The 25,301-nt window shown below is 30.4% G+C and carries 20 protein-coding genes; 8 read left to right on the forward strand and 12 right to left on the reverse strand.

Annotated elements, in window-relative coordinates:
* Positions 1-78: 78 nt before the first annotated feature.
* From KPL54_RS23175 to pknB, 3 genes are all read right to left on the reverse strand, one after another.
* Positions 79-456, reverse strand: coding sequence for an HIT family protein (locus tag KPL54_RS23175; RefSeq protein ID WP_216108865.1), 378 nt, complete (start codon positions 454-456; stop codon positions 79-81).
* 119 nt (positions 457-575) lie between these two features.
* On the reverse strand, positions 576-1,268 hold the full coding sequence (locus tag KPL54_RS23180) for a TerC family protein (RefSeq protein ID WP_216108866.1): 693 nt from the start codon (positions 1,266-1,268) through the stop codon (positions 576-578).
* Positions 1,269-1,542: 274 nt separating this feature from the next.
* Entirely contained in the window at positions 1,543-3,039 is a 1,497-nt protein-coding gene (gene pknB, locus KPL54_RS23185) for a Stk1 family PASTA domain-containing Ser/Thr kinase (RefSeq protein WP_216108867.1), read from the reverse strand.
* Positions 3,040-3,384: 345 nt separating this feature from the next.
* Between pknB and KPL54_RS23190 the strand changes: the two genes are divergently transcribed.
* Complete coding sequence (locus tag KPL54_RS23190) at positions 3,385-6,117, forward strand: peptidoglycan D,D-transpeptidase FtsI family protein (RefSeq protein WP_216108868.1); 2,733 nt, start codon at positions 3,385-3,387, stop codon at positions 6,115-6,117.
* Between the two features lie 62 nt (positions 6,118-6,179).
* Here KPL54_RS23190 and KPL54_RS23195 read toward each other — a convergent pair whose 3' ends face one another.
* The gene (locus KPL54_RS23195) at positions 6,180-7,640 is read right to left on the reverse strand and encodes a sensor histidine kinase (protein ID WP_216108869.1); all 1,461 of its coding nucleotides are present in this window, start codon (positions 7,638-7,640) and stop codon (positions 6,180-6,182) included.
* Positions 7,641-7,924: 284 nt separating this feature from the next.
* Between KPL54_RS23195 and KPL54_RS23200 the strand changes: the two genes are divergently transcribed.
* Positions 7,925-8,500 (forward strand): C40 family peptidase, encoded by a 576-nt coding sequence (locus KPL54_RS23200; RefSeq protein ID WP_216108870.1) that lies wholly within the window; start codon positions 7,925-7,927, stop codon positions 8,498-8,500.
* Positions 8,501-8,547: 47 nt separating this feature from the next.
* Here the strand turns inward: KPL54_RS23200 and KPL54_RS23205 are convergent, their stop codons facing one another.
* From KPL54_RS23205 to KPL54_RS23230, 6 genes are all read right to left on the reverse strand, one after another.
* Positions 8,548-9,033 (reverse strand): hypothetical protein, encoded by a 486-nt coding sequence (locus KPL54_RS23205; RefSeq protein ID WP_216108871.1) that lies wholly within the window; start codon positions 9,031-9,033, stop codon positions 8,548-8,550.
* A 249-nt stretch (positions 9,034-9,282) separates the two neighbouring features.
* Positions 9,283-10,632 (reverse strand): MFS transporter, encoded by a 1,350-nt coding sequence (gene pgtP, locus KPL54_RS23210; protein WP_216108872.1) that lies wholly within the window; start codon positions 10,630-10,632, stop codon positions 9,283-9,285.
* 69 nt (positions 10,633-10,701) lie between these two features.
* Positions 10,702-11,736: an ABC transporter substrate-binding protein gene (locus tag KPL54_RS23215; RefSeq protein WP_216108873.1), complete on the reverse strand. Its 1,035-nt coding sequence runs from the start codon at positions 11,734-11,736 to the stop codon at positions 10,702-10,704.
* A gap of 26 nt (positions 11,737-11,762) precedes the next feature.
* Positions 11,763-12,623, reverse strand: coding sequence for a DUF3919 family protein (locus tag KPL54_RS23220; RefSeq protein ID WP_216108874.1), 861 nt, complete (start codon positions 12,621-12,623; stop codon positions 11,763-11,765).
* A 36-nt stretch (positions 12,624-12,659) separates the two neighbouring features.
* Positions 12,660-14,072, reverse strand: a complete 1,413-nt coding sequence (locus KPL54_RS23225) for a HAMP domain-containing sensor histidine kinase (protein ID WP_216108875.1) — start codon at positions 14,070-14,072, stop codon at positions 12,660-12,662.
* Position 14,073: 1 nt separating this feature from the next.
* Entirely contained in the window at positions 14,074-14,754 is a 681-nt protein-coding gene (locus KPL54_RS23230; RefSeq protein WP_216108876.1) for a response regulator transcription factor, read from the reverse strand.
* Between the two features lie 411 nt (positions 14,755-15,165).
* On the opposite strand from KPL54_RS23230, the gene KPL54_RS23235 reads away from it, so the two are divergent.
* The 3 genes from KPL54_RS23235 (at position 15,166) to KPL54_RS23245 (ending at position 18,576) form a co-directional block, all read left to right on the forward strand.
* Entirely contained in the window at positions 15,166-16,281 is a 1,116-nt protein-coding gene (locus tag KPL54_RS23235) for a LolA family protein (RefSeq protein WP_216108877.1), read from the forward strand.
* Between the two features lie 139 nt (positions 16,282-16,420).
* Complete coding sequence (locus KPL54_RS23240) at positions 16,421-17,128, forward strand: response regulator transcription factor (protein WP_216108878.1); 708 nt, start codon at positions 16,421-16,423, stop codon at positions 17,126-17,128.
* Entirely contained in the window at positions 17,125-18,576 is a 1,452-nt protein-coding gene (locus tag KPL54_RS23245; protein WP_216108879.1) for a sensor histidine kinase, read from the forward strand. The genes KPL54_RS23240 and KPL54_RS23245 overlap by 4 nt, the downstream gene beginning before the upstream one ends.
* Positions 18,577-18,661: 85 nt before the next feature.
* Here the strand turns inward: KPL54_RS23245 and KPL54_RS23250 are convergent, their stop codons facing one another.
* Positions 18,662-21,124 carry a sodium-translocating pyrophosphatase gene (locus tag KPL54_RS23250; protein WP_216108880.1) on the reverse strand — a complete coding sequence of 821 codons (2,463 nt, stop codon included), beginning with the start codon at positions 21,122-21,124 and terminating at the stop codon, positions 18,662-18,664.
* A gap of 359 nt (positions 21,125-21,483) precedes the next feature.
* Here KPL54_RS23250 and KPL54_RS23255 point away from each other — a divergent pair, with 359 nt between their 5' ends.
* From KPL54_RS23255 to KPL54_RS23265, 3 genes are read left to right on the forward strand one after another with little or no spacing between them, the layout of a single operon-like run.
* Entirely contained in the window at positions 21,484-22,158 is a 675-nt protein-coding gene (locus tag KPL54_RS23255; RefSeq protein ID WP_268038077.1) for a TetR/AcrR family transcriptional regulator, read from the forward strand.
* Positions 22,159-22,899 carry an ABC transporter ATP-binding protein gene (locus tag KPL54_RS23260; RefSeq protein WP_216108882.1) on the forward strand — a complete coding sequence of 247 codons (741 nt, stop codon included), beginning with the start codon at positions 22,159-22,161 and terminating at the stop codon, positions 22,897-22,899. It begins immediately after the preceding gene.
* Positions 22,896-23,909: an ABC transporter permease gene (locus tag KPL54_RS23265; RefSeq protein WP_216108883.1), complete on the forward strand. Its 1,014-nt coding sequence runs from the start codon at positions 22,896-22,898 to the stop codon at positions 23,907-23,909. The genes KPL54_RS23260 and KPL54_RS23265 overlap by 4 nt, the downstream gene beginning before the upstream one ends.
* A 250-nt stretch (positions 23,910-24,159) precedes the next feature.
* Here the strand turns inward: KPL54_RS23265 and KPL54_RS23270 are convergent.
* A partial coding sequence (locus KPL54_RS23270) for a DUF7852 domain-containing protein (protein ID WP_216108884.1) occupies positions 24,160-25,301 on the reverse strand: 1,142 nt, incomplete at its 5' end.

Below are 25,301 nucleotides of genomic sequence, written 5' to 3' on the forward strand. Positions count from 1 at the left end.
TATAAAAAAACTAAATCAGTATACTTGTATACTAGCATAGCAATGAATAATAGTCAAGATTAGAAATAATATTAATTTCTATCCATCATACTCAACCAACGGCTTTTTCAAATTTCTTACTCCACCTCTTGGATCATCCACATCACCTATATATCTAGGAATCAAATGTACATGCAAGTGATTTATAGTTTGCCCCGCATATTTTCCTACATTGATACCTATATTATATCCAGCTGGTTCATATTGAATATCAAACATCTCTTTTACCTCATGTAATAATTTGTATATTGCTTTAATCTCTTCCTCTGTTGCCTCAAAAAAGTTAGCAAAATGCCTTTTTGTTATTATTAAACAATGACCATTATTTACTGGGAAATGATCAAGTATTGCAACTGCATACCTGTTTTCTACTATTATTTCTGATTCATTGATATTGCAAAATATACATTCTGACATAATTATCGTCTCCTTTTAATATTATGTTATCATTTTAGGTTCTATTTTTCATGACAGTGTTAATTCTATAATAACAAAAAAACTGTACTATTAAGTACAGTTTTTTTAAATATTTATTCTTATGTATTATGTCCAAAAGCTGTCTTTTCTTTTTCAGATTTTTTTATTACTAAGTATCCATACAACAATATACCAATGGCAAAAACCCATGGAATTATTACTGAAACTGTATTGGAAAGGCCTAAATATTTTATTGTTATATTATCCTCGAGTATCATTTTAAATGAGGTGTGAGCTAATATTGCACCACCTAAGAATATAACAATAGGGTGATCTTTCATTAAGTTTGCAACAAATCGACTTCCGTAAAAAATTATTGGTATATTTATCAAAATACCGATAACAATTAATAAAACATTGCCATCTGCTGTACTTGCTATTGCTATTACATTATCAAGACTCATACTAATATCAGCAATAATAATTACCGCTACAGCTCCCCAAAATTTATCTGCTTTTTTTACATCACACTCTACTTCTTTAGTCTGAGGCTTAATAAAGTCCCACGTTATTTTTACTAAAACAAGTCCACCAACTAACTTAATCGGCAACCACTGTATAGCCATTATTTGAGTAATGACACAGGCAAATAATACTCTTAATCCTATAGCTCCTGCTATTCCTATAAAACTAGCTTTCTTCGCAAATTTAGGCGATAAATTTTTTGTTGCTAGTGCTATAACACCTATATTATCACCAGATAATGTTAAATCAAGTATGGTAATTTGTAGCACTCCTATGATAAAAACCATTAAAGTCTCCGTTTGTATCTCCTTCTTTCACTTGGCATTAAAATTCATCAATTAACACAAACCTTAACAACGATTTTTTATATTTTCTAAAATCACTTCTAAACTTTACACTCTTTCTATAATATACCTTATATTTTACTATATTACAATGATTTTAGGTAGATACCATTCATATCACTACCATAACTGTATGCCTTCTTATTATATTTACTTCTTATTATATTTACTTATTAAGTTTTATTCATTTTAATACAAATATATCACTAATATGGCTCTATTTATTTTTAGAATGCTTGTCATTAGAGCTCTTTTCATGTCTCTGTTTAATTTTTTTTGTATCTTTTCCTACCTTTGTTTGTGGTGGTATAGTTTGAACTATTTCTTTACCTAGGCTTAAAACTATACTTATTTTACCACCTTTTTCATAAGCTGTATTCACCCCCGGTGATTGACTAATAACTAATCCCTTATCAATACTATCACTATAATTATTTGTTACATCCCCAAGCAAAAAACCATTATTAACAGCTACCTGCCTTGCACTATCTTGAGTTTTCCCAATAAGTGAGGTCACAAATTTCTTTTCAATTACCGGTACTTTTGGAACAATAGTTTTCACAACTGTAGATTTCGTATTAGTAGCTTCCTTACCCTCAATCGCATTCCCATTAAAAAGAGATTTCCCTAAAGCGACAACACTAATAACTAAAATAATTGACGTTATAATTGTCATAACCTTTTTATTCCTACTAAACTTCTTCCTTATAGGTATTACTTCACTTTCTTTTTTTAGTATTGTTTCCTCAGCCACTGGTTTTTCAAAAACTGTTTTATCAAAAATTTCTTCTTTGCTCATAACTGTTGTTAAATCATCTCTTATATTAGAAGCTACTACTGTGTCCATAATTTTTGTAGCGCCATCTATTTCACTATTTACTATAACTTTATAATTAGGATTTTTTCTAATAGCACCTATTACCTCTGACATTTCGCTCGCCGTTTGGTATCTTTTAATAGGTTCCTTTTGCATGGTCCTTAAAATTACTTGATTTATATTTTCTGGTATATTTGTAATTATATCTTTTGGCGCAGTAATTGGCCCCTGAATATGCATCATAGCTATGGTAATAGCACTTTCTGCATTATAAGGTACTTTACCTGTCACCATTTCGTACATTACAATGCCTAATGAATATATGTCTGATCTACAGTCCACAAAATTTCCTTTTGCTTGTTCTGGAGAAAAATAATGTGCCGTTCCCATTACCTTATTAGAATTGGTTACAGTTCTTGCATCTGCAACCTTAGCTATTCCAAAATCCATTACCTTAACCATTTCATCCTTGGTTATCATAATATTATCAGGCTTTATATCGCGATGAATTATACCATTCACATGCGCACACTGGAGAGCTTTTGCTATTTGAAAAACTATATCTAAGGTCTTCTTGGATGTAAGTCTTCCATTTTCCTTTATTATTTGCTTTAATGTTTTTCCATCAACATATTCCATAACTATAAAATTAACATCATTTTCTGAACAAACATCATGAACATTCACTATGTTTGGATGTGATAATTTTGCAATTGAAGTAGCTTCCCTTTTAAACCTTGAAACAAACTCCTCATCATTACTTAACTCTGCCTTTAATATCTTTACAGCTACAAATCTATTTAGCACATGGCACTTTGCTTTATAAACAGTTCCCATGCCCCCCTCGCCAATGTTCTCTAATAACTCATATCTATTTAAAAGAAATGTCCCTATCATATATATTTTGTCCCCCTACGAAGAATATTACCATATATATTATATCATAACTTATGAAAAATGAATGAGACAAAATGCGGTTATGGATTTATTTTGTCGAATCATGTATGCTAGGTATAAGATATGTGATATAATTATTTTAAAAATAGCCTAGCGTAATTGCTGGGCCATTTTCATTTTAATGTATTAATGTAATTGACAAAGCTTACATCTAGACGTATATTTAAAATACATATGAATTGCAATGCTTCACAAAGTCACCATTTAGATTGTTTTTTAAGAATGCTGACAGATACTGATAATTTTATTATGCAAAAAAAAATGAAAGTTTAAAATGGTGATGAAATGAAAAAAAATAAGAAATTTAATAGGTATAATATTCTTTCTATAATTATGGTAGCTATATTTATAGCAATAGGTTCAAAGTTATATTATTTACAAGTATTCAAAGGAGATTATTACAAAGCGGAGGCTGAAACTATTAATTCTGCAAAGCTTGTAACAGTAGCTGCACCAAGAGGTCTCATAACAGACAAAAACGGAATAAAACTTGCGACCGAAACACTAGGTTATAACCTTACATATACAAGTACAACTGATACAAGTAAGGATAACAAACAACTATTTACAACACTACAAAAAGTATTTAAAATTTTAGATGATAATAAAGAAGTTCAGACAGACAATTTTGCATTAAAGATTAATCCATACAGATTTGAATTTACTTCAAATGACGCTAAGGGAAATCAAGTCCTGCTTTTAAGATTTTTAAAGGATAGAAACCTTCAATTGACTATATTAAAGGCAAAATTTGAAAATAAAAAAGAAGAAGAATTAAGTCCTTCTGAAAAAACTGCTCTTGATAATGAGCTTTTAAAACTAACTCCAGAACAAATATTTAACAAACTTCTTGTTAAATATAAGGTGAAAGATGGACTTGCAAGTTTGAATATACAACCAACTCCAGATATGTTAAGAAGATATTTAATTATAGAAGACGGTATCAGCATGAACTTTTTTTCTGATTATAAATCAATTAATGTAGCAACTAATATGAAGCTAAATACATCGCTTATATTCGAGCAAAGCCTCTCAGAACTACAAGGTTTTAAAGTAGAAAATCAGCCTATGAGAGAATATCCATATGGCCAACTTGCTTCATCAGTTCTAGGATATATAAGCAAAATAAACTCAGCCGATAAATCTAAGTACGCAGCAAAGGGTTATGACACAAGTGTAGATTATGTTGGAACTTCTGGAATTGAGGCTGCAATGGAGAGTAGCCTTAAAGGGACTAACGGAGAAAAAGATATAAATGATGATTCTGTGGCAATAGTTAAAAATACCGCTCATAATAAAAAAGCAATTCCCGGTAAAAATGTTCAACTTACATTAGATGCAAATATGCAATATGCCACAGAAAACGCATTAAACACTGAAATGAAGAGATTACAAAGTGAAGGGCATGTACAAGACTTAGATGTTTCAAACGCTACAAGAGCTGCAGCTGTTGCCATAGATATTAATACTGGTGGAGTACTAGCACTTGTAAGTCTACCAGGTTATAATCCAAATGATTTTTCTACAACGCAAGGTTTAACTGAAGCTCAATCACAAAAATATTTTAATCCAGATTATGAAAAAATGGCAAAGGCTGATAATTTATCAAAAGATTTAACTGATTATATGTTTCCAATAGACAAAAATATAAAAGGAAATACAACCCTTAGAAAGGATAAGTTTGATTATTATCCAAAATACTTATATAATTATGCAACTATGTCGCTTATTCCTTCAGGTTCCACATTTAAACCAATGACTGCAATTGCAGGTCTTGAAGCTGGAGTTATAGATGCTAATTCAACTTACAATGACATAGGTGGGTATGATATGGCAGGCACAGGCGAAACTTCAGGAAAAAATTGGAATCGTTTCGTATCAGATGGTGCACGTGGTGTTGTAAATGTAGTAAAGGCATTAGAGGTATCTAGTAACCCATTTTTTATGAATATAGGTCAGAAATTAAGAGAACAATTTGGTGATAATGCCTTAGCTAAATACGCATGGATGTTTGGCCTAGGAGCTAATCCTAATTCAATGAATCCTGGTACAGGAATAGAAATAAGTGAGAATTTTGGGCAAGTATATAATACTGTGTCACAAAAAACTTTGTCAGCATCACAATATCTTTTGAGTATTGAGCAAAATTTAACTAATGGAGTTTCTAGTACTAACGTAAACTTTCCACCAATAGATTTATACGATAGGGATGAAGATACCAGTATTGTTTCTGATGGTAAAAAACTTTCAGAAATTAAAACACAGATTAAAAATTATATAAGGGATTCTGTAAAAAACGGAACTTTCTCTAAAAGTAATTATGTAGGTTTATTTAAGCAATTAATCGCTGCCGATCCTATATACAAAAAACAAAAATTTACTGATGCTAATATAAATGCAATCGTAACTGATGTATACTATCAAGCAGTTCAAACAGGTCATAGTTCTTTGAGCTTACCATACAATATGTTTATTGCATCAATTGGTCAAGGTATGGACAATTTCACGCCTCTTCAGATGGCAAATTATATAGCAACCCTTGCCAATGGCGGAACAAGATATAAAGTTCATTTAGTTGATAATATAAAAGATTCTAATGGAAAATTAATATCTCAAACGAAACCTGTAGTAATAGATAAAGCTAATATGAGTGCCGAAACTAGAGATCTAGTTATGCAAGGCATGAATAATGTTACAGGTGCAGGTGGTGGTACTGATGGTACAGCATATGCAGCACTTGGCGATTTTCCTATACCTACAGGTGGTAAAACAGGTACAGCACAGTTTACTACGACGGACATACAAAGCAAAATTGGTAGAGGCGATTATGCATGGTATGTTGGCTACGCACCTGCTGATAATCCTAAAATCGCAATATCTGTAGTTATATTTGATGGTGGTTATGGTTCTGATGCTGCAAAAGTTGCAAGAGGTATGTACGAGAGTTATTTTAAAAACGATCCTCGAATGAAAGAGTATCAAAATCATTATGACATAAAATTAAAACGGATTAAATAAAGAGAGCCTAATGGGCTCTCTTTATTTTTGATGAATTATATTTATTTAAAACACATATTTTATTAATAAACATCTGAAAATTCTACTTTAATATTTTGCTTTTCATTTCTCATTGCATTATTAAATTGAATTTTTTCATTAAGTACTTGTTTTGAAGGAAATCTAACCGTAAACTTACTTCCTATCCCAAGTTCACTTTCAACATTTATACTACCACCAGATAATTCTACAATTGACTTGACTAAAGTTAATCCAACACCTATACCTTCAGCATTTCGTGATAATGATTTGTCTATCTGACTATACTTGTTAAATATTGACTTCAAATGTTTTGTGTCAATCCCAATTCCATTATCTTCCACAGATATTTCAACAAATTCAATATGATTTTTAATATTTACAAATATCTGCCCTCCATCACTTGAAAATTTTATCGCATTTGATATAATATTCAATACTACTTTATCTACCTTTTCTGGGTCACAAGCAATAATTTTTTCTTCTATATCTGTATCAAAAATAATATTTAGTCCTTTGCTTTTTGTAAACTCAGTTACAGCCATCACCATATCTTCTACAACTTCCACTATATTGTTATTAGATAAATTTAACTCAAAAATTCCGGATTCAATTCTAGATAAATCAATAATGTTATTGATGAATTTAGACAATCTATATGCATTTCGCTTTATTGAATCTATATGTTTAATCGTTGAATTTTTATTTTCATATAGTAACCCACTGTCACAATACATATCCAATAATTGAGCTGCAGATAATATAACATTTAGCGGTGTTTTAAGTTCATGAGATATACTTGTAATATACTGCTCTTGACTAGTTAGCACCTTTTGTAAGTCTTCATTTACTTCATCTTTTTTCTTAATTTGTCTATGCATACAATTCCAAATACAACTAATAAATATAAAGTTACATGCAATAAGTATAATACCTAAAAAACCCAGTGAATATTTATGAATTTTTTGAGTTTTTACAACTTTGTTGCTGGAACTATTTATTTGTGAATTAATATCATTTAGTAAAATATTATCAGTTACCCTAAATTCATCTACTAACTTTTTACCCTTAGTTAAGTTTAATTTTGCCTGATCTGACTCCCCAGACTCCACTAATAGAATTTGCTGGTAAAAAAATCTTTGAATATATTGTCTTTGCTTATCAATTCGGTTAATAGTGTCATTATTTAATCCTACCTCTTTTAATTTATTAAGAGAATCGTAATATTTTTGAATTCCTATGCTTTCTGAATAATACGGTTCTAAAAAAACTTTATTTTCTGAAATAATATAGGCTCTGATTCCTGTTTCTTGATTAATTAATGATGTTAAAATTTCCAATGAAAATATTTTACCTGGAAATATTCTTTGTGAAATAAAATCAGATTCTATACGTACTTTATTCATACTGTATGTACTAAATAAGATTATAATTAATGATAAACAAGCTGCTGAAAAACATCCCAGTAACATAACTTTTTTACTTTTATAGTCTGTCTTATTCATAACAATTATCCTCTCTTCTCAAAAGCTTGTACTACAATCAAATCGAAAATCAGTCCATTTCAGTATAGTTATCATAAAACGCCTTATATTTTTACATATTATTACATAAAATTTAGTTACTCCTAATTAATATACCACAATGTCTTACATATTGGTATATTTTTGTTAAAACAAAATCAAATTTATTTTCATGCTAATCTTTCTAAATATTTAGTATATTATTAGAAATGCTACAATAAGTTACACTATAGGATAATTTAAAATAATAAATGATGGGAGCTTATATGAGAAGATCTTATTATAAACAAAATTCAATAAACCCCTGGTTTTTAACTTTAATTCTTATATTTTTATCTCTAATGTATATGACTTTTACTATTTTCTCAAATTCTAAAACTCCCTTAAATAAAGCTAAATATATAACAAACGGGCAACAATACAGTTCATCAATAACTGGGAATGATTTAAAAGCCTACTCTGATACTTTTCTAGGAATGCATTACTTATGGGGGGGCACAACACCTGCAATATCTGATGCTTTTGGAAAATATATGAGTGGTGGATTTGATTGCTCTGGTTTTGTAGCATATACTTATAAACATTTTGGTATAGATTTACCTAGAACGACTATGGAACAGATAAATGAAGGTATTTCTATTAATATAAATGATCTTAGGAATGGAGATTTGGTCTTTTTTAAAACAAATCCAGATCTACCATACCAAGTATCTCACGTTGGAATATATATTGGCAGCAATAAGTTTATACATTCTCCAAAATCCGGTGACGTTATAAAAATCTCTGAATTAACGGGATATTACAAAGAAAAATTTGTTATAGGTAAGAGGATATTAAAATAAGTACTATATCAAATGGATTCTCCATTACCTAGGCAATAGTTCCTTTGTTATTCATACCACAATTTCATTATTAATTTAGTATGGGGTAAATATTTTATCTTTACATTCATTCCAGTCTTAACCTTACTATCATCTACTAATTTATAATAATTTTCATTTACAGTTATAGAATCATAACCCCAAGTTTCCCTACTTGTAGGTATTGAAGCATAAACAGTTACAACGCCCTCATCTACACTGTAGTCTTTTGTGATTATACTAGGTACATCTAACCAATAAGGCGTAACCATACGTAAACTCCATATTGGTAATATACATATTGCTATTAGAATAAATAATCCAAAAATCTTATCAGTTAAATTTAACTTTGATTTTTGTTTCTTTTTAAATATTTTGCGTTTAGACTTAGTAGTCCTTGTTTTTCTATTAGAAAACCAATTAATTATATCTACAGTAAAAGCATAAATAAAAATAGCAGGTATACCTAACCCCATAGATGTAAATAATAACAATACCCCTATGTATGTAACCATTAACATTGCCTCCTTAATTGGGATCAACCATTTATACCCTTTATATTAATTTTCTTTAATCATTCTCTTTATTGTATACTATCCCTCTATGCATAGTCCAGCTATATTATCTAGTTCCTCCCATTTTTTTAAGTAAGACCTTAAATAAGTATTTTACTATGCCTGGTTACACAATTATAAGCCCCCTATATAATAGGGGGCTTATAAAAATATTTTTCATGTTAATATTGCAGCAACCTAGGAGATGATCTAACCTACCGACGGAATATCTTCAGATTCTGGTTTTGACCTATCATGTACGTTCCAGGTAAGAGAAAGAAATACAATAGCAAGTACAGCAGAAACCATAAGAAGCATGAATCCTCCATCCCAATTATATTTATCTACAACTATTCCCATTACAATTTCAGCTGAAACTTGCCCAATAAGATAACCGAAGAGTCCTGTAAATCCAGCAGCAGTTCCAGCAGCCTTTTTAGGAACTAGATCTAAGGCACTTACTCCAATAAGCATAACCGGTCCATATATTAAGGCACCTATGCAAGCTAAAGTAATGTTTATTGCTAAAACACTTGAAGATTGCCAATAAATGAACACACCAGCCGTAACACCTACCATGCAAGCTACACCTACTGGTGCACGACGACCATGAAATACCTTATCGCTTATCCATCCTATAAGTATAGTACCCGGAATTGCAGCATATTCAAATAAAGAAAATGCAATTGCTGACTCTTTAATATTAAAACCTTTTACTTCTTGTAGGTATAATGGAGCCCAATTAATAATGCCATATCTTACCATATATACAAATCCATTTGCTAGAGCGATATACCATAAATATTTATTATTAAATACATATTTAAACAGTATTTCCTTTGCAGTCATTTCCTTTTCTCTGTCTTTTACTTTTACAGCAGGGTAATCATTTTTATATTCTTCAATAGGAGGAAGACCTACAGATTGAGGTGTATCTTTTGCAAAAATCATATAAAGTGTTCCAATTACAATTGCAATAATAGCTGGTAAATAAAAAATTCCTTTCCAACTTCCAAATATTTGAACACCAAGAAGCGCAATAACAGCTATAAATCCACCACCCACATTATGTGCAGTATTCCAAATCGACATTTTAACGCCACGCTCTTTATCTGAGAACCAATGAGTCATGATCCTTCCACATGGTGGCCAACCCATACCTTGAACCCATCCATTTATAAGCATTAACATAAACATTACTGTAAGACTTGTTGTAAGTGGTAAAAATAGATTTGTAATACCAGACAAAATTAAACCGATGCCTAGAAAGTACCTTGCATTGGATCTATCTGATACGTTACCCATAACAAATTTACTAATGCCATAAGCAAGTCCTAGCGCAGAGGCAACAAATCCAAGTTGTGTTTTTGTAAATCCTTCATGAATTAAGTACATCTTAGCTAGTGAAAAATTACTCCTAACAAAGTAATAACCCATATAACCAATATAAATACTTATAAATACTTGTAACCGAAACTTTTTGTAAACTGGATCAATTTTTTCTTTTGACAATCTTTCAATAGCTGGAGCAGGTTTTAAAAAATTAAATAAATTCTCCATTCATTTCATCGACCTTTCATTTTATATTTTCTAATTTAAATATATTAATCTATATATAAATATATAAATTTACGGTTTGATCATTTCAAGGGCATCTAACATTTCTTCTTTATCAATGCCCGCTTTTTTAAAATCGTATTTATCACTACCTATAAGATTACTTAAATTTTGTCCTCCCTCTGGCAATGACACATCTTCTCTTGTAGACATAGCCATAGAAAAATTTTTCAGAGCATTACCGGCTTGCGCCGTTAAGCAATAATCTATAAAAGCATTTGCAGCCTTAGAATCCGGACCATTTTTAATCTTAGAGACTGCACAAAGAGTCCATCCAACATCTTTAGGGATTTTAGATTGTATATTAAATCCAGACTTTTTAACGATAAGCTGTTGATTTATAAAATTAACAGCAATTAAATATTCGCCAATACCTACCTTTTCTGCTGGAGTAAGACCATTTGTAGTAACTTGTGCTACATTATGGTTGAGTTTACCTAAATATTCTAAGGCTTTTTCCTTTCCCATCGATTGTACAAGATAAGAAACAAAAGTGTAGCCTGTGCCTGAGGTTTTTGGATTAGGAATAATAATTTCACCTTTAAAAGCAGGATTTAACAGATCTTGAAAACTTTCCGGCAGCTTTATTCCCTTTGATTTAAACTCAGCATCCCATCTTTCTTTATTGATACCAATAGATAAGGCTTCTATATAAAGTCCTGTCCAACACCCATCTTCATCTTTATATCTTTCAGGAATAGAACTGGCATTTTTAGAAATATATTTTTGAATTATGCCTTCTTTTTTCATGTACTCATGGGCATCTACGGTTCCACCTAAAAAAACATCTGCCTTAGGAGCTGCTTTTTCCTCCATGGCCCGTGCTAAAGCTTCCCCTGTAGGAAACCTCAAAAGTGAATACTCACAACCAGTTTTTTGTTTGAAACCTTCTAGTAAAGGTTTAGCCTCGTCTTCATGAAAGGCTACGTAAACCAAAAGTTTTTTTCCTTCCAGGTTAGGATAATCACTCCTGTTTTTATTGCATGCAGTTAACGATGCAGAGCAAAGCAAGAGAAGAATAAATATAGTAAATTTGTAAGCTTTCATTAAGGTACCTCCAGAACATTTGAAAATTAAATACCAGTTTTACTGATGTTTTTACATACCTCTACTAAATTTCCTTTCATATATATTGCATTTACTACATCATTACTAAAATCTTGAATAACAATATACCCATTTTCATATACATCAATATTTATAATTGCATAGAAAGTATCTCTTGTATTTGGAATAGAATTACTTTCTTTTTCTAAATAGGTTTTTATGTGGTATAGCACTTTTCCCTTTGTATTGATTGCTTTTTCTAGGGAGGCATTATCCTTAATTTTAGAACATTTTAATATTTTATTACGAATAAATGTTTTATCATCACGACCACATTTTTGTATATTATTATTACTATCTACTACAGTAACTTTATTTCGTTCATTAATAAGATTGCTTAGATTTTGCGCAGAACATAAAATTTCATCCAAATAATTTTTAAGCTGATCTACATAAGGCTTATCTTTAGCATTTCCATAAATAATAGTACCGATTTTCAAGTAACTTCCTAAAGTAAAAGTAGTTTTTTTACCATTCAGATAAAAAATAGTGCCACTTATTTCATCATTCGTATATGTATTTTGACTTTCTTGCAAAGGACTACTCTTAGACATTTCATCTATAATATTCCATATACTTCGAATAACATTACTCTCAGAAATAACGGTTTTACCCCAACTGTTACTATAAACTTCTAACTTTACAGGTGTGGATGTACTTATAGCTTTTAAAACTTGTTCTCTATCTTGAATAAGTACTACATGATCATAATTTTTTTCATATTGCCAAAATATTATGATTCCGAGCAATAGCATAAAAACAAAATAAACAATAAATAACTTTTTATGTTTTTTTAAAATACTTATTTTTCTCTTCCTCCTTATCATAACAAAAAACGTTTTCAGAATTACATCAGAATTGAATCAACTTTGTAACAATTTAAAAAGCAATTCCACCTTTGTTCCCTTGTCACTACTTATAGAAATATCCCCTTCTTGCTTTTTCATAATTTCCTTGCAAATTGCAAGTCCAAGGCCCATACCACCATATTGATTCTGTAGTCTTTTATTTGCAGTATAAAAAGGTTCAAAAACCTTTTTCAGATGTTCCTTTGGTATACCTCCACCGTTGTCTGCTATAGAAACAATTAGATATCCAGGCCTTGATAACATTTTTATAACAATGGAAGTACAATCACTGTATTTAATGGCATTGTCAAATATATTTAAAAATACTTGTTCCGTTTTTTGTTTATCTATCCAAATGAAATGATCAAATAAAAGTGACTCTATAAAAATATTGTATTTCTCTAATCTTGGTCTTAAAATTAACAAACTTTCCTCTATTATACATTTAAGATTCATTTGCGCAACTTCCATTTGAAAATCTTCCTTATTTAATTTAGAGAGATTTAACAATTCTTCTACAAGGCAAAGCAAACGATGTCCACCCTTTTGAATATAATCAAGACATTGGGTTTTATCTTTTTCTGTCTTTACTCTAGGAAGTAAATCTGCGTATCCAATGATTGAGGTTATGGGGGTTTTTAATTCATGAGTAACGTTATCTAAAAATCTTTTTTGATTTGCTTTCTCATCTTTTAATTTTAAAATAGAGCTGCTTATATTAGTAGACATAAGATTAAAAGAGTCTGCTAAATCCTTGATTTCATCCGTGGTATCAATTTCTATAGTATTTGTAAAATCTCCATTTGCAACCTTCTGGGAGGCCCTTTTTAAAGATACAATAGGACTTACAATTTTTCTAGAAAATGCATTGCTTAAAAGGATAGAAAGAATCAGCGCTAGTATTCCTACCAAAAGCATGGTTACACTTGTATTTTTAACTAAACCTATTTCTTTATCTAGGGGATAAATATACCGAAAGCAACCAATAGTTTCTCCTTCAAAATAAAGCGGGCTAGAAAATAATATATATTGCTTGTTTTCAATTTTTTTCATAATATAGGATTTGGTTCCTGAAAGTGCATAAGCAACATCTTTATTCTCTAAAATTACAGGGTACTCTTCGGAATCCCCTACTAGTCCATCTTTGTTGTATAATTGAATTCTGAATTTATAATGATCGGACAAATTTTTAGCTATAAAAGGGCTCATATTCTTAATAAGTTCTGGCAATCCTATGTTTTTTTCGTTATCTAAATATGTAATTATATTTAATTGACTGTTGTAACTCTCTTGTTTTAACAATGTAATAGTACTGTTTATTATATTTCCATAAAGGTTACCAATGGTAATGAAACAAACAATAAGTAAAACCGGAAGTAACACTGCTATATTCATAATTACAATTTTATTTTTTATACCAATTTTCATTTCATACCTCTAATCTATATCCAGCACCATAAATAGTTTGAATAGCATTTCCATGATTTTTAAGTTTTTTACGAATTCGTTCTATATGAATGTCAACAGCCCTTGTGTTTCCCTCATAATCATAACCCCAAAGTTTTTTTAGTAACTCGGTTCTAGTAAAGACCTTATTAATATTTTGCATTAAAAGATTTAAAGTTTCAAATTCTCGAAAAGTAAATTGTACTTCGATGGAATCTATAAAAATCTTTCTTTCATCTTTTAGCAGCTTAATGAAACCTTTTTCTATTTTGTTTTCAGAATTTCCATTATGGTGCTTCGATTGATTTATCCGCCTTGAAATTGCACGTATTCGTAGTATAATTTCCCTGCTATCAAAGGGTTTTGTAATATAATCATCCGCACCTAACTGTAACCCTAGTAGTTTATCATTAAGTTGACCTTTTGCAGTAAGAAGAATAATGGGAATTTCCCTATTAATCTCTTGCATTCTCTTCATAACTTCATAGCCATCTAAATCAGGTAGCATTAAATCAAGTAACACTAGGTCTGGATTTTCATCCTGAAAAGCCTTGATTCCGTTATTACCAGTAGCACTAGTTATTACCTCAAAACCTTCTAGTACTAGGTTCATACGGACTAAATTTAGAATGCTTTCTTCGTCATCTATAAGTAAAATTTTCATTTTAAACAGCTCCTTCTTATATATACTACTCTTCACAATGTATTACAAAATCCCTATATTTAATAGATTTTTCACTTTTATTTTAAATATTTGCAAATGTTTCGGCGGGTATAATTTTTACATTTAAGAAGGGTGATATTTAAAGAGTACTATTGTAACGTAGTTTATAAATAAAGTATATCACTATATTCAATGATTCACCTACTAGTATAAAATATTGATTTTTCACTATATTGTGCAGGACTTAATTTTTAATTATAAAGAATTTATTAAGTTTCATAATAAGATACAATAAACATATATAATAATAATTGTAAGAAGAACAATATCTCACTATCTAGCAGGGTTTGTGCACATGGCTAATAGATATATGAAGTTAATTTATTGAATAAAAATAGGGGGAAAATTATTATGATTAAGAAAAAAATTATTACTACATTAATTGGATTATCTGTTGTAGCCTCTTTATTTACAGGCTGCAGTACTAAAGGGGATGTAATAATACCCGAAGAGGTAATAACAAATGTAATGAAAGCAAATGAAAAATCTAAGTCTTATTATGCAGAATTTAAAATGGATAGCTATGAAAATAAGAAGTTAAAAGAAAGTATGTTATTTAAACAATGGAATGATAACTCTAGTGGTAAAGTAAAGACACGTATAGAAACAGAAGATAAAACTTCTGGAAAAGTTGTAACCACAAATGATGGAGACAAACTTATATCCTATACAGCTAAAGATAAAAAAGCTTTTAGTATGAAATTAGGCTCTGAGTTAGCTCTAGGTTCAAATGCAAACTATAAGGATCAATTAATTAATCAATTGGGAAATATAAGTAAGACCCATCAGTTAACTTTTAAAGGTGAAGAAACTGTTGGAAACTTTAAAACCTATCATATTTCAGCAGTGGCAAAAGAAAAGAACAGTATTATGGGAGATCAAGAGTATTGGATAGAAAAATCCAATTGGTTTTTAGTTAAACTTTCTTCAGAGAGTGGAAATAACAAATCTATTATGGAATATTCAAAACTAAATTTTTCACCTAAATTTGATGATAGCATATTTGTTCAAAAGATTCCCTCAGATGTTAAGGTTGAGAATATTGAGGATGCTGCAAAAAATAATGAAACTACTATAGATTTAAAAAAAGCTGCTAAAATAACAGGAAAACCTATATTGACTTTAAAAGAAAATTCAACCTACAAGTTAAAAGAGGTTAAGTATTTAAATATTGAAAAAAGCAAACACAAAGAAATAAACCAGATTTACGAAAAAGATGGAGCTTTAGCTTTTACATTAACTACAGTAATAGATGGTAATAAAGTAATTGATAGTGTTGATGAAGACTTAAAAATTCCAGGGGAAGAGAAAATAACTGTTAGAGGTAAAAAAGGATCAGCTATGAAAGATATTAAATGCATTTCATGGAGTGAGAATGATCTTAATTATAGTATACTTGTTGAAAACCCAAAAGTTACTATGGAAGATGCTAAAAAAGTAGTGGAAGCTTTAGTCGTTACAAATTAGCAAAAACATTACATGTGCAAGATTTGCACATGTAATGTTTTTTTATTAATGAATTTCAATTAAAAAGTTATTACGGTCTCAAAATAAGTATATCATGGTATAATATTGTGCATATAAGCATTTTATGGAGGAATAGTACATGAAGGAAAAAATATTAATAGTTGAGGACGACGAAGCGATTGCTAGTATAATGAAAGAACATTTGACAAAGGAAAGTTATGAAGTATTTTGGGCATCAACCGGTAAAGAAGGCCTAGAGGATTTTAAAAAAGAAGAGTTTCAGCTAGTTATGGTTGATGTTATGCTTCCAGAGATGGACGGATTTACATTGTGTAAAAATATAAGATGGTTAAATGAAGAAGTACCAATAATAATTGTTAGTGCAAAGCAAACAGAGTTAGATAAAGTAAAAGGGCTAAAATCAGGGGCGGATGACTATATGACAAAACCCTTTAGCCTTATGGAAATATCCGCCAGAATTGAAGCTCATTTAAGAAGAGGTAGAAAAAAAGAAAATTATATTCAGATAGATAAAAAACTTCAATTTAAAGATGGACTAACAATAATCCTAGAAGAAAACAGAGTATTACTCAACGGCTATGAACTATCCTTAACTTCAAAAGAATTCGACATTTTGGCTCTGATGGCTCAAAACCCCAATAAGGTATTCTCAAAAGGAGATCTTTACCATCATATATGGGATAATGTTGATGTGAATGGTAATAACACTGTTACCGTTCATATTAAGTCTCTTAGAGAGAAGATAAATGATAATATAAAAAAGCCTACTTTTATTCAGACAGTATGGGGAACAGGTTATAAGTTTATAGGAGAGCTAAATATATGAAACTTAAAAAATGGCTTAGCTTATCTCATTTAATTATAATGTTAGCTCCAATAATAACAGCTGCCTTATTGTTTAACGTTCTCGTAGATTATAATAAAAATAATGATTTAAAAGATTATTTACTCATTATGAGCAAATTTAAAATCTATGAAGATAAAATACAAAGTCCTGAAATATATAATACAAATTCCTTAAAAGATAAGAACTTTGTAATAAGTAAAGATAAAAATTTAGTACTTATAGAATTATATACAGATGTGGGAGAAAAAATATATCCTTCTAATGAAAGCAGCATGCTATATACTCAAACACAAGAATTGTATTCTGATTTATACAAAGTAGTTACTGGGTATAAGGCCTATACTTTAAAAAAACCAGTATTTAAGGATAGTACATTAATAGGATTTTATAAGATTACTATTGCAAGAAATATTTTTGTTAAGGATGTAAACAATAAAACAATAATTGCAATAATATGTTTTATATTCGTACTTATTATAATCTATGCAGCTGTTATATTGCTACTTAATAGAAAATTTAATAAGCCAATAAAACTATTAGTAGAAGGAATGCATAATTTTGCCACGGGAGATGGAAATACAGTTAAGTACGAAAACAAGGATGAAATAGGCGAAATTATTACTAATTTTAATATCATGAAAAAAGACATAGAAGATAAAAGAAAAACTATAGAAGCAGATCAAAAAACAAAAGAATATATGATTTCTGCAATATCACATGACCTTAAAACTCCATTGACAGCTGTAAGAGCTTACTCAGAAGCTATTATTAATGAGAAGGATTCAGATATTGAGAAAATTAAAAATAAAGCTTTGGTTATATTAAATAAAAGTGATTATATGCAAAAAATGATAGATGATCTCTTAATGTATAACCTACTAACAACAGACTATAAGATGAATTTTGTAGAAGTTGATGGTTATGAACTCTTTGAAATGCTCTTCTCAGGCTATGAGGAAGATTGTGAAAAGAATGAAATTAAGCTTAGTTGTGAAATAAGCCTTCAGGGTAAATATAAGGTGGATGTAAACCAAATGACAAGAGTAGTAGACAATTTGATGTCAAATGCTCTAAGGTACACTCCTAAAAATGGGAATATCTACATGGGTGCTTTTTCAATGGGAGATACGAAACTTACAGAGAGGCTTAGACATAAGGATATCGAGGAGCTAAAGCTTATAAAAAATGAAGGCTTTGTACTCTTAATTAAAAATGATGGAATAATCATTCCAAAAGATGATAAGGATAAAGTATTTTTACCTTTTTACCAGTGTGATGACTCTAGGAGTAAAAAGACAAGTAATGGTGTGGGCCTAGGCCTTAGCATTGTTAATTTAGTAATAGAGAAGCATGAAGGTGAAGTAAGAATATTTTCAGAGGATAATAGTACCGTTTTTGCTTGCTGGATTCCACAAAAATCAATCTAAGAAATACCGTAGAATAGCAAGCAACATAAAATACAAAGGACCAGATTTAAAATAAAATCTGGTCCTTTGTAAATTTAAACTAACATTAATTTTTAATTCTCATTCCATAGAATGAACGCCATACAAATATAATCGCGATTATAAAGAATATTGCTCCAATGTATGGAGCTACAGCTCTGAATCTTTCTGATATAGCAATTTCCATAGCAAGCATTCCAAATAATGTCGTAAATTTGATTATCGGATTTAATGCTACTGATGAAGTGTCTTTGAAAGGGTCTCCAACTGTGTCACCAATAACACAAGCATCATGAAGCGGAGTACCTTTCTCATCTAAATCAACTTCAACAACCTTTTTAGCATTATCCCAACATCCACCTGCATTTGCCATAAATATAGCCTGATATAAACCAAAAACTGCTATAGATATAAGGTAAGCAACAAAGAATGCTACTGGCTGCGTGTTATTACCTCTAGGAGCTGAGAAAAATGCAAATGCTAGTGCAAATGAGAATATCGCAACAAATATGTTAAACATTCCCTTCTGTGCATATTGAGTACAAATTTTAACAACTTCCTTAGATTTTTCTGTAGATGCTCTTTGATCTGCATCCTCATCCAATTCTATATTTTTCTTGATAAATTCTACTGCCCTATAGGCACCTGTAGAAACTGCCTGAGTAGATGCACCTGTAAACCAATATATTATCGCACCACCACACATAAATCCAAATAAAGTGTATGGGTTAAGTAAATTAAGAATAGTTTCAGGTTTAACCTTTAATACATCTTGAATAACTAGAATAAGTGAAAAAATCATTGTAGTGGCTCCAACAACAGCTGTACCAATAAGTACAGGTTTTGCAGTTGCTTTGAATGTATTTCCTGCACCATCATTAGCTTCAAGGTAATATTTCGCTTTTTCAAAATCTGGTTTGAAACCAAAATCTCTTTCTATTTCTTTCGAAATATTAGGAATAGTTTCAATAAGTGATAGTTCATAAATTGATTGTGCGTTATCAGTTACTGGGCCATAACTATCTACTGCAATAGTAACGGGACCCATACTTAGTAATCCAAAAGCAACTAAACCAAACGCAAAAACTGAAGGGTATATCATTATATCTTTTAAGCCAAGTGTACTTGCAATATATGCTACAAACATTAATAGTACAAATACCATTCCCTGCCAGAATGCACTGAAGTTACCAGCAACAAGTCCTGAAAGAATGTTTAATGAAGCTCCGCCTTCTCTTGATGCTGTAACAACTTCTTGTACATGTTTTGATTTACCACTAGTAAATATTTTAGTAACCTCAGGAATAAGTGCTCCTCCCAAAGTACCGCAACTAATAATTATAGCTAGTACATACCAAATACTATTAGAATTTGCGGTTAATGCAACCTGAGTACCAGGTCCAAGAATTAAGTAACTAACTACAAAAATAACAATTATTGATAGTATTGATGAAATCCAAATAAGATTTGTTAGAGGTTGTTCAAAATCAAGATCATCGGTATTACTGTATTTCATTCCACTATAAGCTCTGTTTATATAAAATGCTGCAATTGACGTAACAACCATCAATATACGCATTGTAAAAATCCATGTAAGAAGAGTAGACTGAAGTATTAATCTATCAGCCTCTGGAAATGCCATACCAACCGCAAGAACAATAAATGAAATTAAAGCAACTCCCGTTACTCCATAAGTCTCAAATCCATCAGCAGTAGGACCAACACTATCTCCTGCATTATCTCCAGTACAATCTGCAATAACTCCTGGATTTCTAGGGTCATCTTCCTTAATCTTGAAAGCAATTTTCATAAGATCTGATCCAATGTCGGCGATTTTTGTAAAAATACCACCGGCAATACGTAATGCACTTGCTCCCAATGACTCACCAATTGCAAATCCTATAAAGCTTGCACCTGCAAGGCTACGTGGAACAAAAATTAATATTATTAACATCATAAAGAGTTCGACACAAATTAGAAGTACTCCAATGCTCATACCTGCATCAAGAGGAATATTTACAAGGTTTAAAGGTTTACCCTTTAATGAAGCAAATGCCATCCTACTATTTGCAAACGTATTCATCCTTATGCCATACCAAGCAACACCATAAGACCCGAGTATACCAACAATAGTCCAGCCAAGTACTAATAATACTCCACCAAAGCTAGTTCCTTGCAAGTAACCAAAGTAAAATGCAATAATACTACCTATAAGAAGAAATAAGATTGCAATAAATTTACCTTGCTGAATTAAGTAAGTTTTGCATGTTTCAAATATAATAGCCGAAACATCAAGCATTGATTTATGTGCTCTAATTTTCTTTACCCTTAAAAATTGATAAAAACCAAATGCCATGCCCAAAAGACAAATTACGAGTCCCATCATAAGTGTTCCATTTTGACTAGATGATAACTCTGGAATCTTTAAATTCGATTCATCTGCATATGCAATAACCGGTGATAATGAAGCTAAAATTACACTACTTAGAATTGAAACCTTTACAATTTTGTCAGTTTTGTTAGTATTCATAAACACTACCTCCCTAAAATTATAAATTAAGTGGTACCTAAGTTCCAGATTGAATAAGTTACATTCAGAAACTAATATAATTTAATGAAGAATTTAGGATAATACAAGTACATACTACCACTTTGAATAATGATATTCAACTTTTTTTAACTTTTTTTGAATAATTATCCTCCTTTTTGTAAATTTAATTATATTCTAATAAATACAAATAAAAACAATTCCCAATTTATATTATGCCATAAATGTCAAAAAAAGTAAAGCAACATTTTTAAATTGACAAAGTATATTTTAGCGTTATAATAAAAAGTGAGTAGTCACTCATTATCTTTAGAATGATAACTTATAAGGAGTTGGTATTAGTGGCAGATGATAAAAAATTATATAGTTACTTGTTTGATGAAACCCTACCCGAAGAAGAAATATCAAAAAGGCAATGGGATATTTTAGATGCTGCAACAAAGATTTTTGCTGAAAAAGGCTTCGACGGAGGTCGAACTAGTGATATCGCAAAAGAGGCAAACATATCTGAGGGGACGATTTTTAGATATTTTAAAACTAAAAAAGATTTATTAGTTGGTTTACTAATGCCCCTAATAGTAAAATTTTTTAGGCCTCTTATGTTTAAATCCATGGAAAAAATTATGGACAATAAAAAAGATGAGTCCATAAATGTAGTATTGAAAAATATGATGATGGATAGAATGGCTTTGATTAAGAGAAATGGACCTTTAGTAAAAACTGTTATGATTGAATCAATTTACCATCCAGAACTATTAGAACCCCTTCAAAAGGAAATTGCACCGAAACTTATGCCTATAGTTGATAACTTTTTTAAAAGCAATATAGAAAAAGGAAATTTAAGAGAAATTGAACCCAGGCTTATGACAAGGAGCTTAATTAGTTTGCTTGCAGGTTATTCTATATTAAGTAATTTATTCCCTGAGGTATTTACGACTGATGGAGATGAAAATGATATAGAAAAAATAGTGGATATTTTAATAAATGGAATAGGAGTAAAAAGGAGCGAGGAATAAATGAATAATGAAAATGTTATAAAAATAGAAAATTATAAGCAACAATTCGGAAAATTTATTGTACTTGAAAATATTAATTTGGATGTAAAGAAAGGAGAGATACTTGGCCTCCTTGGACCATCTGGTTCTGGTAAAACCACTTTGATAAAATCTATTGTTGGAATGAGTGAACCTACAAATGGCTCTGTATGCGTACTTGATACTAAAATGCCATCACTAGCTGTAGTTTCAAGAATTGGATATATGGCTCAGAGTGACGCACTATATGAAGACTTAACCGCTCTTAATAATATATTATTTTTTGCATCTTTATATGGCCTGAAGGGCAAATTTGCAAAACAAAGAGCAAGTGAAGTTTTAGAATTGGTTCTTCTTCGTGATGAAGGTAAAAAACTTGTTAAGAATTTTTCTGGTGGAATGAAAAGAAGATTATCCCTTGCTATAGCCTTAGTTCACAAACCAGAAATACTTATTCTTGATGAACCTACCGTAGGAATTGATCCAGTTCTTAGGCTCCAATTTTGGAAAGAATTTGAGCGTTTAAGAAAAGAAGGAGTTACAATAATTATAACTACCCATGTTATGGATGAAGCTGAACATTGTGATAGGCTTGCTCTGATTAGAAATGGTGGGCTAATTGCAATTGGCACCCCTGATGAATTAAAAGAAAAATCTGGAGAAAGCACGGTTGAAGGCGCATTTCTCTATTATGGAAAAGAAGGGACGGTGAATCACATATGAGAGTATTATCAATTGCCAAAAGATTAATAAAACAACTTCGCGGTGACAAAAGATCTATCGCTCTAATGTTTGTTGCTCCAGTTTTTGTAATGTACCTTTTAAGTGCTATTCTCAGCTCCGCAACCACAACCCCAAATATTGATCTTATTTCAGCACCACCTATTTATGTAGAAAAACTACAAACCTTTGCCAATGTTAATAAAGTTTCTAGCGAAGAAATCGCATTGAAAAATTTGAATAATAAAAGTGTAGATGCCTATATTGTTTTTATTGGCAATAAACCAAAGGTTACACTAGATGGCGCTGACCCTTCTATAACCAGCCTTGTTATGAACACGCTAAACAAGCTTTCTTTAAGTAGTACTACTCAAAAGCCCGAAATTAGTTTTTTACATGGTTCTATGGATATGGGAGCATTTGATTCCATGGCTCCAATCCTTCTGGGTTTCTTTATCTTCTTTTTCGTATTTTTAATAGCAGGCGTTGCATTTTTGAGAGAAAGAATAAGCGGAACACTTGATAGAATTCTTGCCACTCCCCTAAAAAGGTGGGAGATAGTTTTAGGATATTTCCTAGGGTTTGGGTCCTTTGTAGCCATTCAGACTATAATACTTCAGATTTTTAGTGTATATGGCCTTAATGTGCCCATGGTAGGAAGCTTTTGGGCAGTGCTTGTAATAAATTTGGTACTTGCATCAGGATCTTTAGCACTTGGAACTCTCTTATCTGCCTTTGCACGTAATGAATTTCAATTATTTCAATTTATCCCTATAGTAATAGTTCCACAAATTATGTTCAGTGGTATTTTTGATTTGAGAAACTCGCCTGTCTGGGCAAAGATATTATCAAAAATATTTCCTATGACTTATGGAGCAGAAGCATTAAAGGATGTTATGCTAAGGGGAAAGGGTCTAATAGACGTTAGATATGATGTACTAATTCTTATAGGCTATGCATTACTATTTCTTATATTAAACACCATAGCTCTTAAAAAGTATAGGAAGGCATAAATTTATAATTTATCATAAGCATAAAATAGCCCACACCTTACCATAAGATGTGGGCTTACTATTATTTATTTAAAGTAATCATAGTCCTATTATTTGATTTTCAAAATTAAATTTTGTATAAATATCACCAAAATATCTACTTGTTAATTTATTTACCAGTCATTTCAAAAATCGACAAAGTTATATTGCATCGTATAAATATAGCACATTTTTGCTTATTGTCTATATTTCCTTGTCGTTTCACATGTTATTACCTAGGATTTTTTCTATGATTAATTGATATATCTTGTTTTTGAACCAATGTTAATGAAAGATTTAATAATATGTTCTCTTTAATAGTATGAAAATTCATTTCTAAAGGAAATTTTTTACTAAAAGGTTTTCTATCAACAAGTGTATATGTTTCATAAATTTTCACCCTTTCTATTTTACAATTTATAGGTGTAATGTCACAATTGATATATTCATTACATTGAGTATTTTTTTCGTTTAAATATTCATTAAAATCATTATTGATATTTAAACAATCTGATGATATATAAATGGGTATATAATCTAGACCCTTTCCTTTTGAGAAAACTGGGCGAACCTTACAGTTGATTAAAGTGGTACATTTAAATGGTATATAGATTATAACGCATTCAGTATCTAGGTTAATTATGTTATCATAAACACCTTTTGCTATAGAAAAGTCTATTTTATTTCTAACAAAACCCTCTAAAAAAAGTTTTCCATTCAATGATGGAAAAATATCATCTTTTTCAAACATAGGTAGTAACTTACTACTAGTTAAATATACGTCCTTCTTCATATTTTTTATATCTAATGCAGCATTTTTCAATCTAAATGTTGATTCAATAGGAATATCTATATTTTTTTCAGCTATTATGATTGGTAGTGTTGATATTAAAGTTTCACAGTAATCATTATTTATATTTTCATGAATTTTATAAACATCATTGATAGTAATATTACTATCATCTTTTTTCTTTATACATTCAATATCATCTTTAATAATTACTTCTTGTGTTGAAAGTATGTATGTTGTCTCCAATTTATCTTTTGAATTTCTAGTCAAGCTTAACTTATTTACTTTTACATTATTTTCACGCTTAATATCTATTAAGCAGTTTTGCAATGCTTTATGGCTCATTTCACTATAATATAGTCGTTGTATTAGTTTTGAAATAATAAAGATCTTTTCCTTACTTAATCTATCACAAATAGGAATTATAAATTTCGAATCATCTTTAATAGTTACTTCCTGTATAGGTAGTATTAATTCTGAATCCTCTTCAATAATTACTTGCTCTATAGGTAGTATTAATTCTGAATCCTCTTCAATGATTACTTGCTCTATAGGTAGTATTAATTCTGAATCCTCTTCAATGA

This window comes from Clostridium estertheticum (genome assembly GCF_018861295.1).
Classification (GTDB): Bacteria; Bacillota; Clostridia; order Clostridiales; family Clostridiaceae; genus Clostridium_AD; species Clostridium_AD estertheticum_D.

What these genes read in the sequence shown, in the direction of transcription:
- pgtP (WP_216108872.1), bottom strand. Translation starts at nt 10,632, where the DNA reads ATGGAGAATTTATTTAATTTTTTAAAACCTGCTCCAGCTATTGAAAGA.
- KPL54_RS23205 (WP_216108871.1), bottom strand. Translation starts at nt 9,033, where the DNA reads ATGGTTACATACATAGGGGTATTGTTATTATTTACATCTATGGGGTTA.
- KPL54_RS23240 (WP_216108878.1), top strand. Translation starts at nt 16,421, where the DNA reads ATGAAGGAAAAAATATTAATAGTTGAGGACGACGAAGCGATTGCTAGT.
- KPL54_RS23260 (WP_216108882.1), top strand. Translation starts at nt 22,159, where the DNA reads ATGAATAATGAAAATGTTATAAAAATAGAAAATTATAAGCAACAATTC.
- KPL54_RS23175 (WP_216108865.1), bottom strand. Translation starts at nt 456, where the DNA reads ATGTCAGAATGTATATTTTGCAATATCAATGAATCAGAAATAATAGTA.
- KPL54_RS23195 (WP_216108869.1), bottom strand. Translation starts at nt 7,640, where the DNA reads ATGAATAAGACAGACTATAAAAGTAAAAAAGTTATGTTACTGGGATGT.
- KPL54_RS23215 (WP_216108873.1), bottom strand. Translation starts at nt 11,736, where the DNA reads ATGAAAGCTTACAAATTTACTATATTTATTCTTCTCTTGCTTTGCTCT.
- KPL54_RS23245 (WP_216108879.1), top strand. Translation starts at nt 17,125, where the DNA reads ATGAAACTTAAAAAATGGCTTAGCTTATCTCATTTAATTATAATGTTA.
- pknB (WP_216108867.1), bottom strand. Translation starts at nt 3,039, where the DNA reads ATGATAGGGACATTTCTTTTAAATAGATATGAGTTATTAGAGAACATT.
- KPL54_RS23265 (WP_216108883.1), top strand. Translation starts at nt 22,896, where the DNA reads ATGAGAGTATTATCAATTGCCAAAAGATTAATAAAACAACTTCGCGGT.
- KPL54_RS23230 (WP_216108876.1), bottom strand. Translation starts at nt 14,754, where the DNA reads ATGAAAATTTTACTTATAGATGACGAAGAAAGCATTCTAAATTTAGTC.
- KPL54_RS23235 (WP_216108877.1), top strand. Translation starts at nt 15,166, where the DNA reads ATGATTAAGAAAAAAATTATTACTACATTAATTGGATTATCTGTTGTA.
- KPL54_RS23190 (WP_216108868.1), top strand. Translation starts at nt 3,385, where the DNA reads ATGAAAAAAAATAAGAAATTTAATAGGTATAATATTCTTTCTATAATT.
- KPL54_RS23220 (WP_216108874.1), bottom strand. Translation starts at nt 12,623, where the DNA reads ATGATAAGGAGGAAGAGAAAAATAAGTATTTTAAAAAAACATAAAAAG.
- KPL54_RS23180 (WP_216108866.1), bottom strand. Translation starts at nt 1,268, where the DNA reads ATGGTTTTTATCATAGGAGTGCTACAAATTACCATACTTGATTTAACA.
- KPL54_RS23250 (WP_216108880.1), bottom strand. Translation starts at nt 21,124, where the DNA reads ATGAATACTAACAAAACTGACAAAATTGTAAAGGTTTCAATTCTAAGT.
- KPL54_RS23200 (WP_216108870.1), top strand. Translation starts at nt 7,925, where the DNA reads ATGAGAAGATCTTATTATAAACAAAATTCAATAAACCCCTGGTTTTTA.
- KPL54_RS23225 (WP_216108875.1), bottom strand. Translation starts at nt 14,072, where the DNA reads ATGAAAATTGGTATAAAAAATAAAATTGTAATTATGAATATAGCAGTG.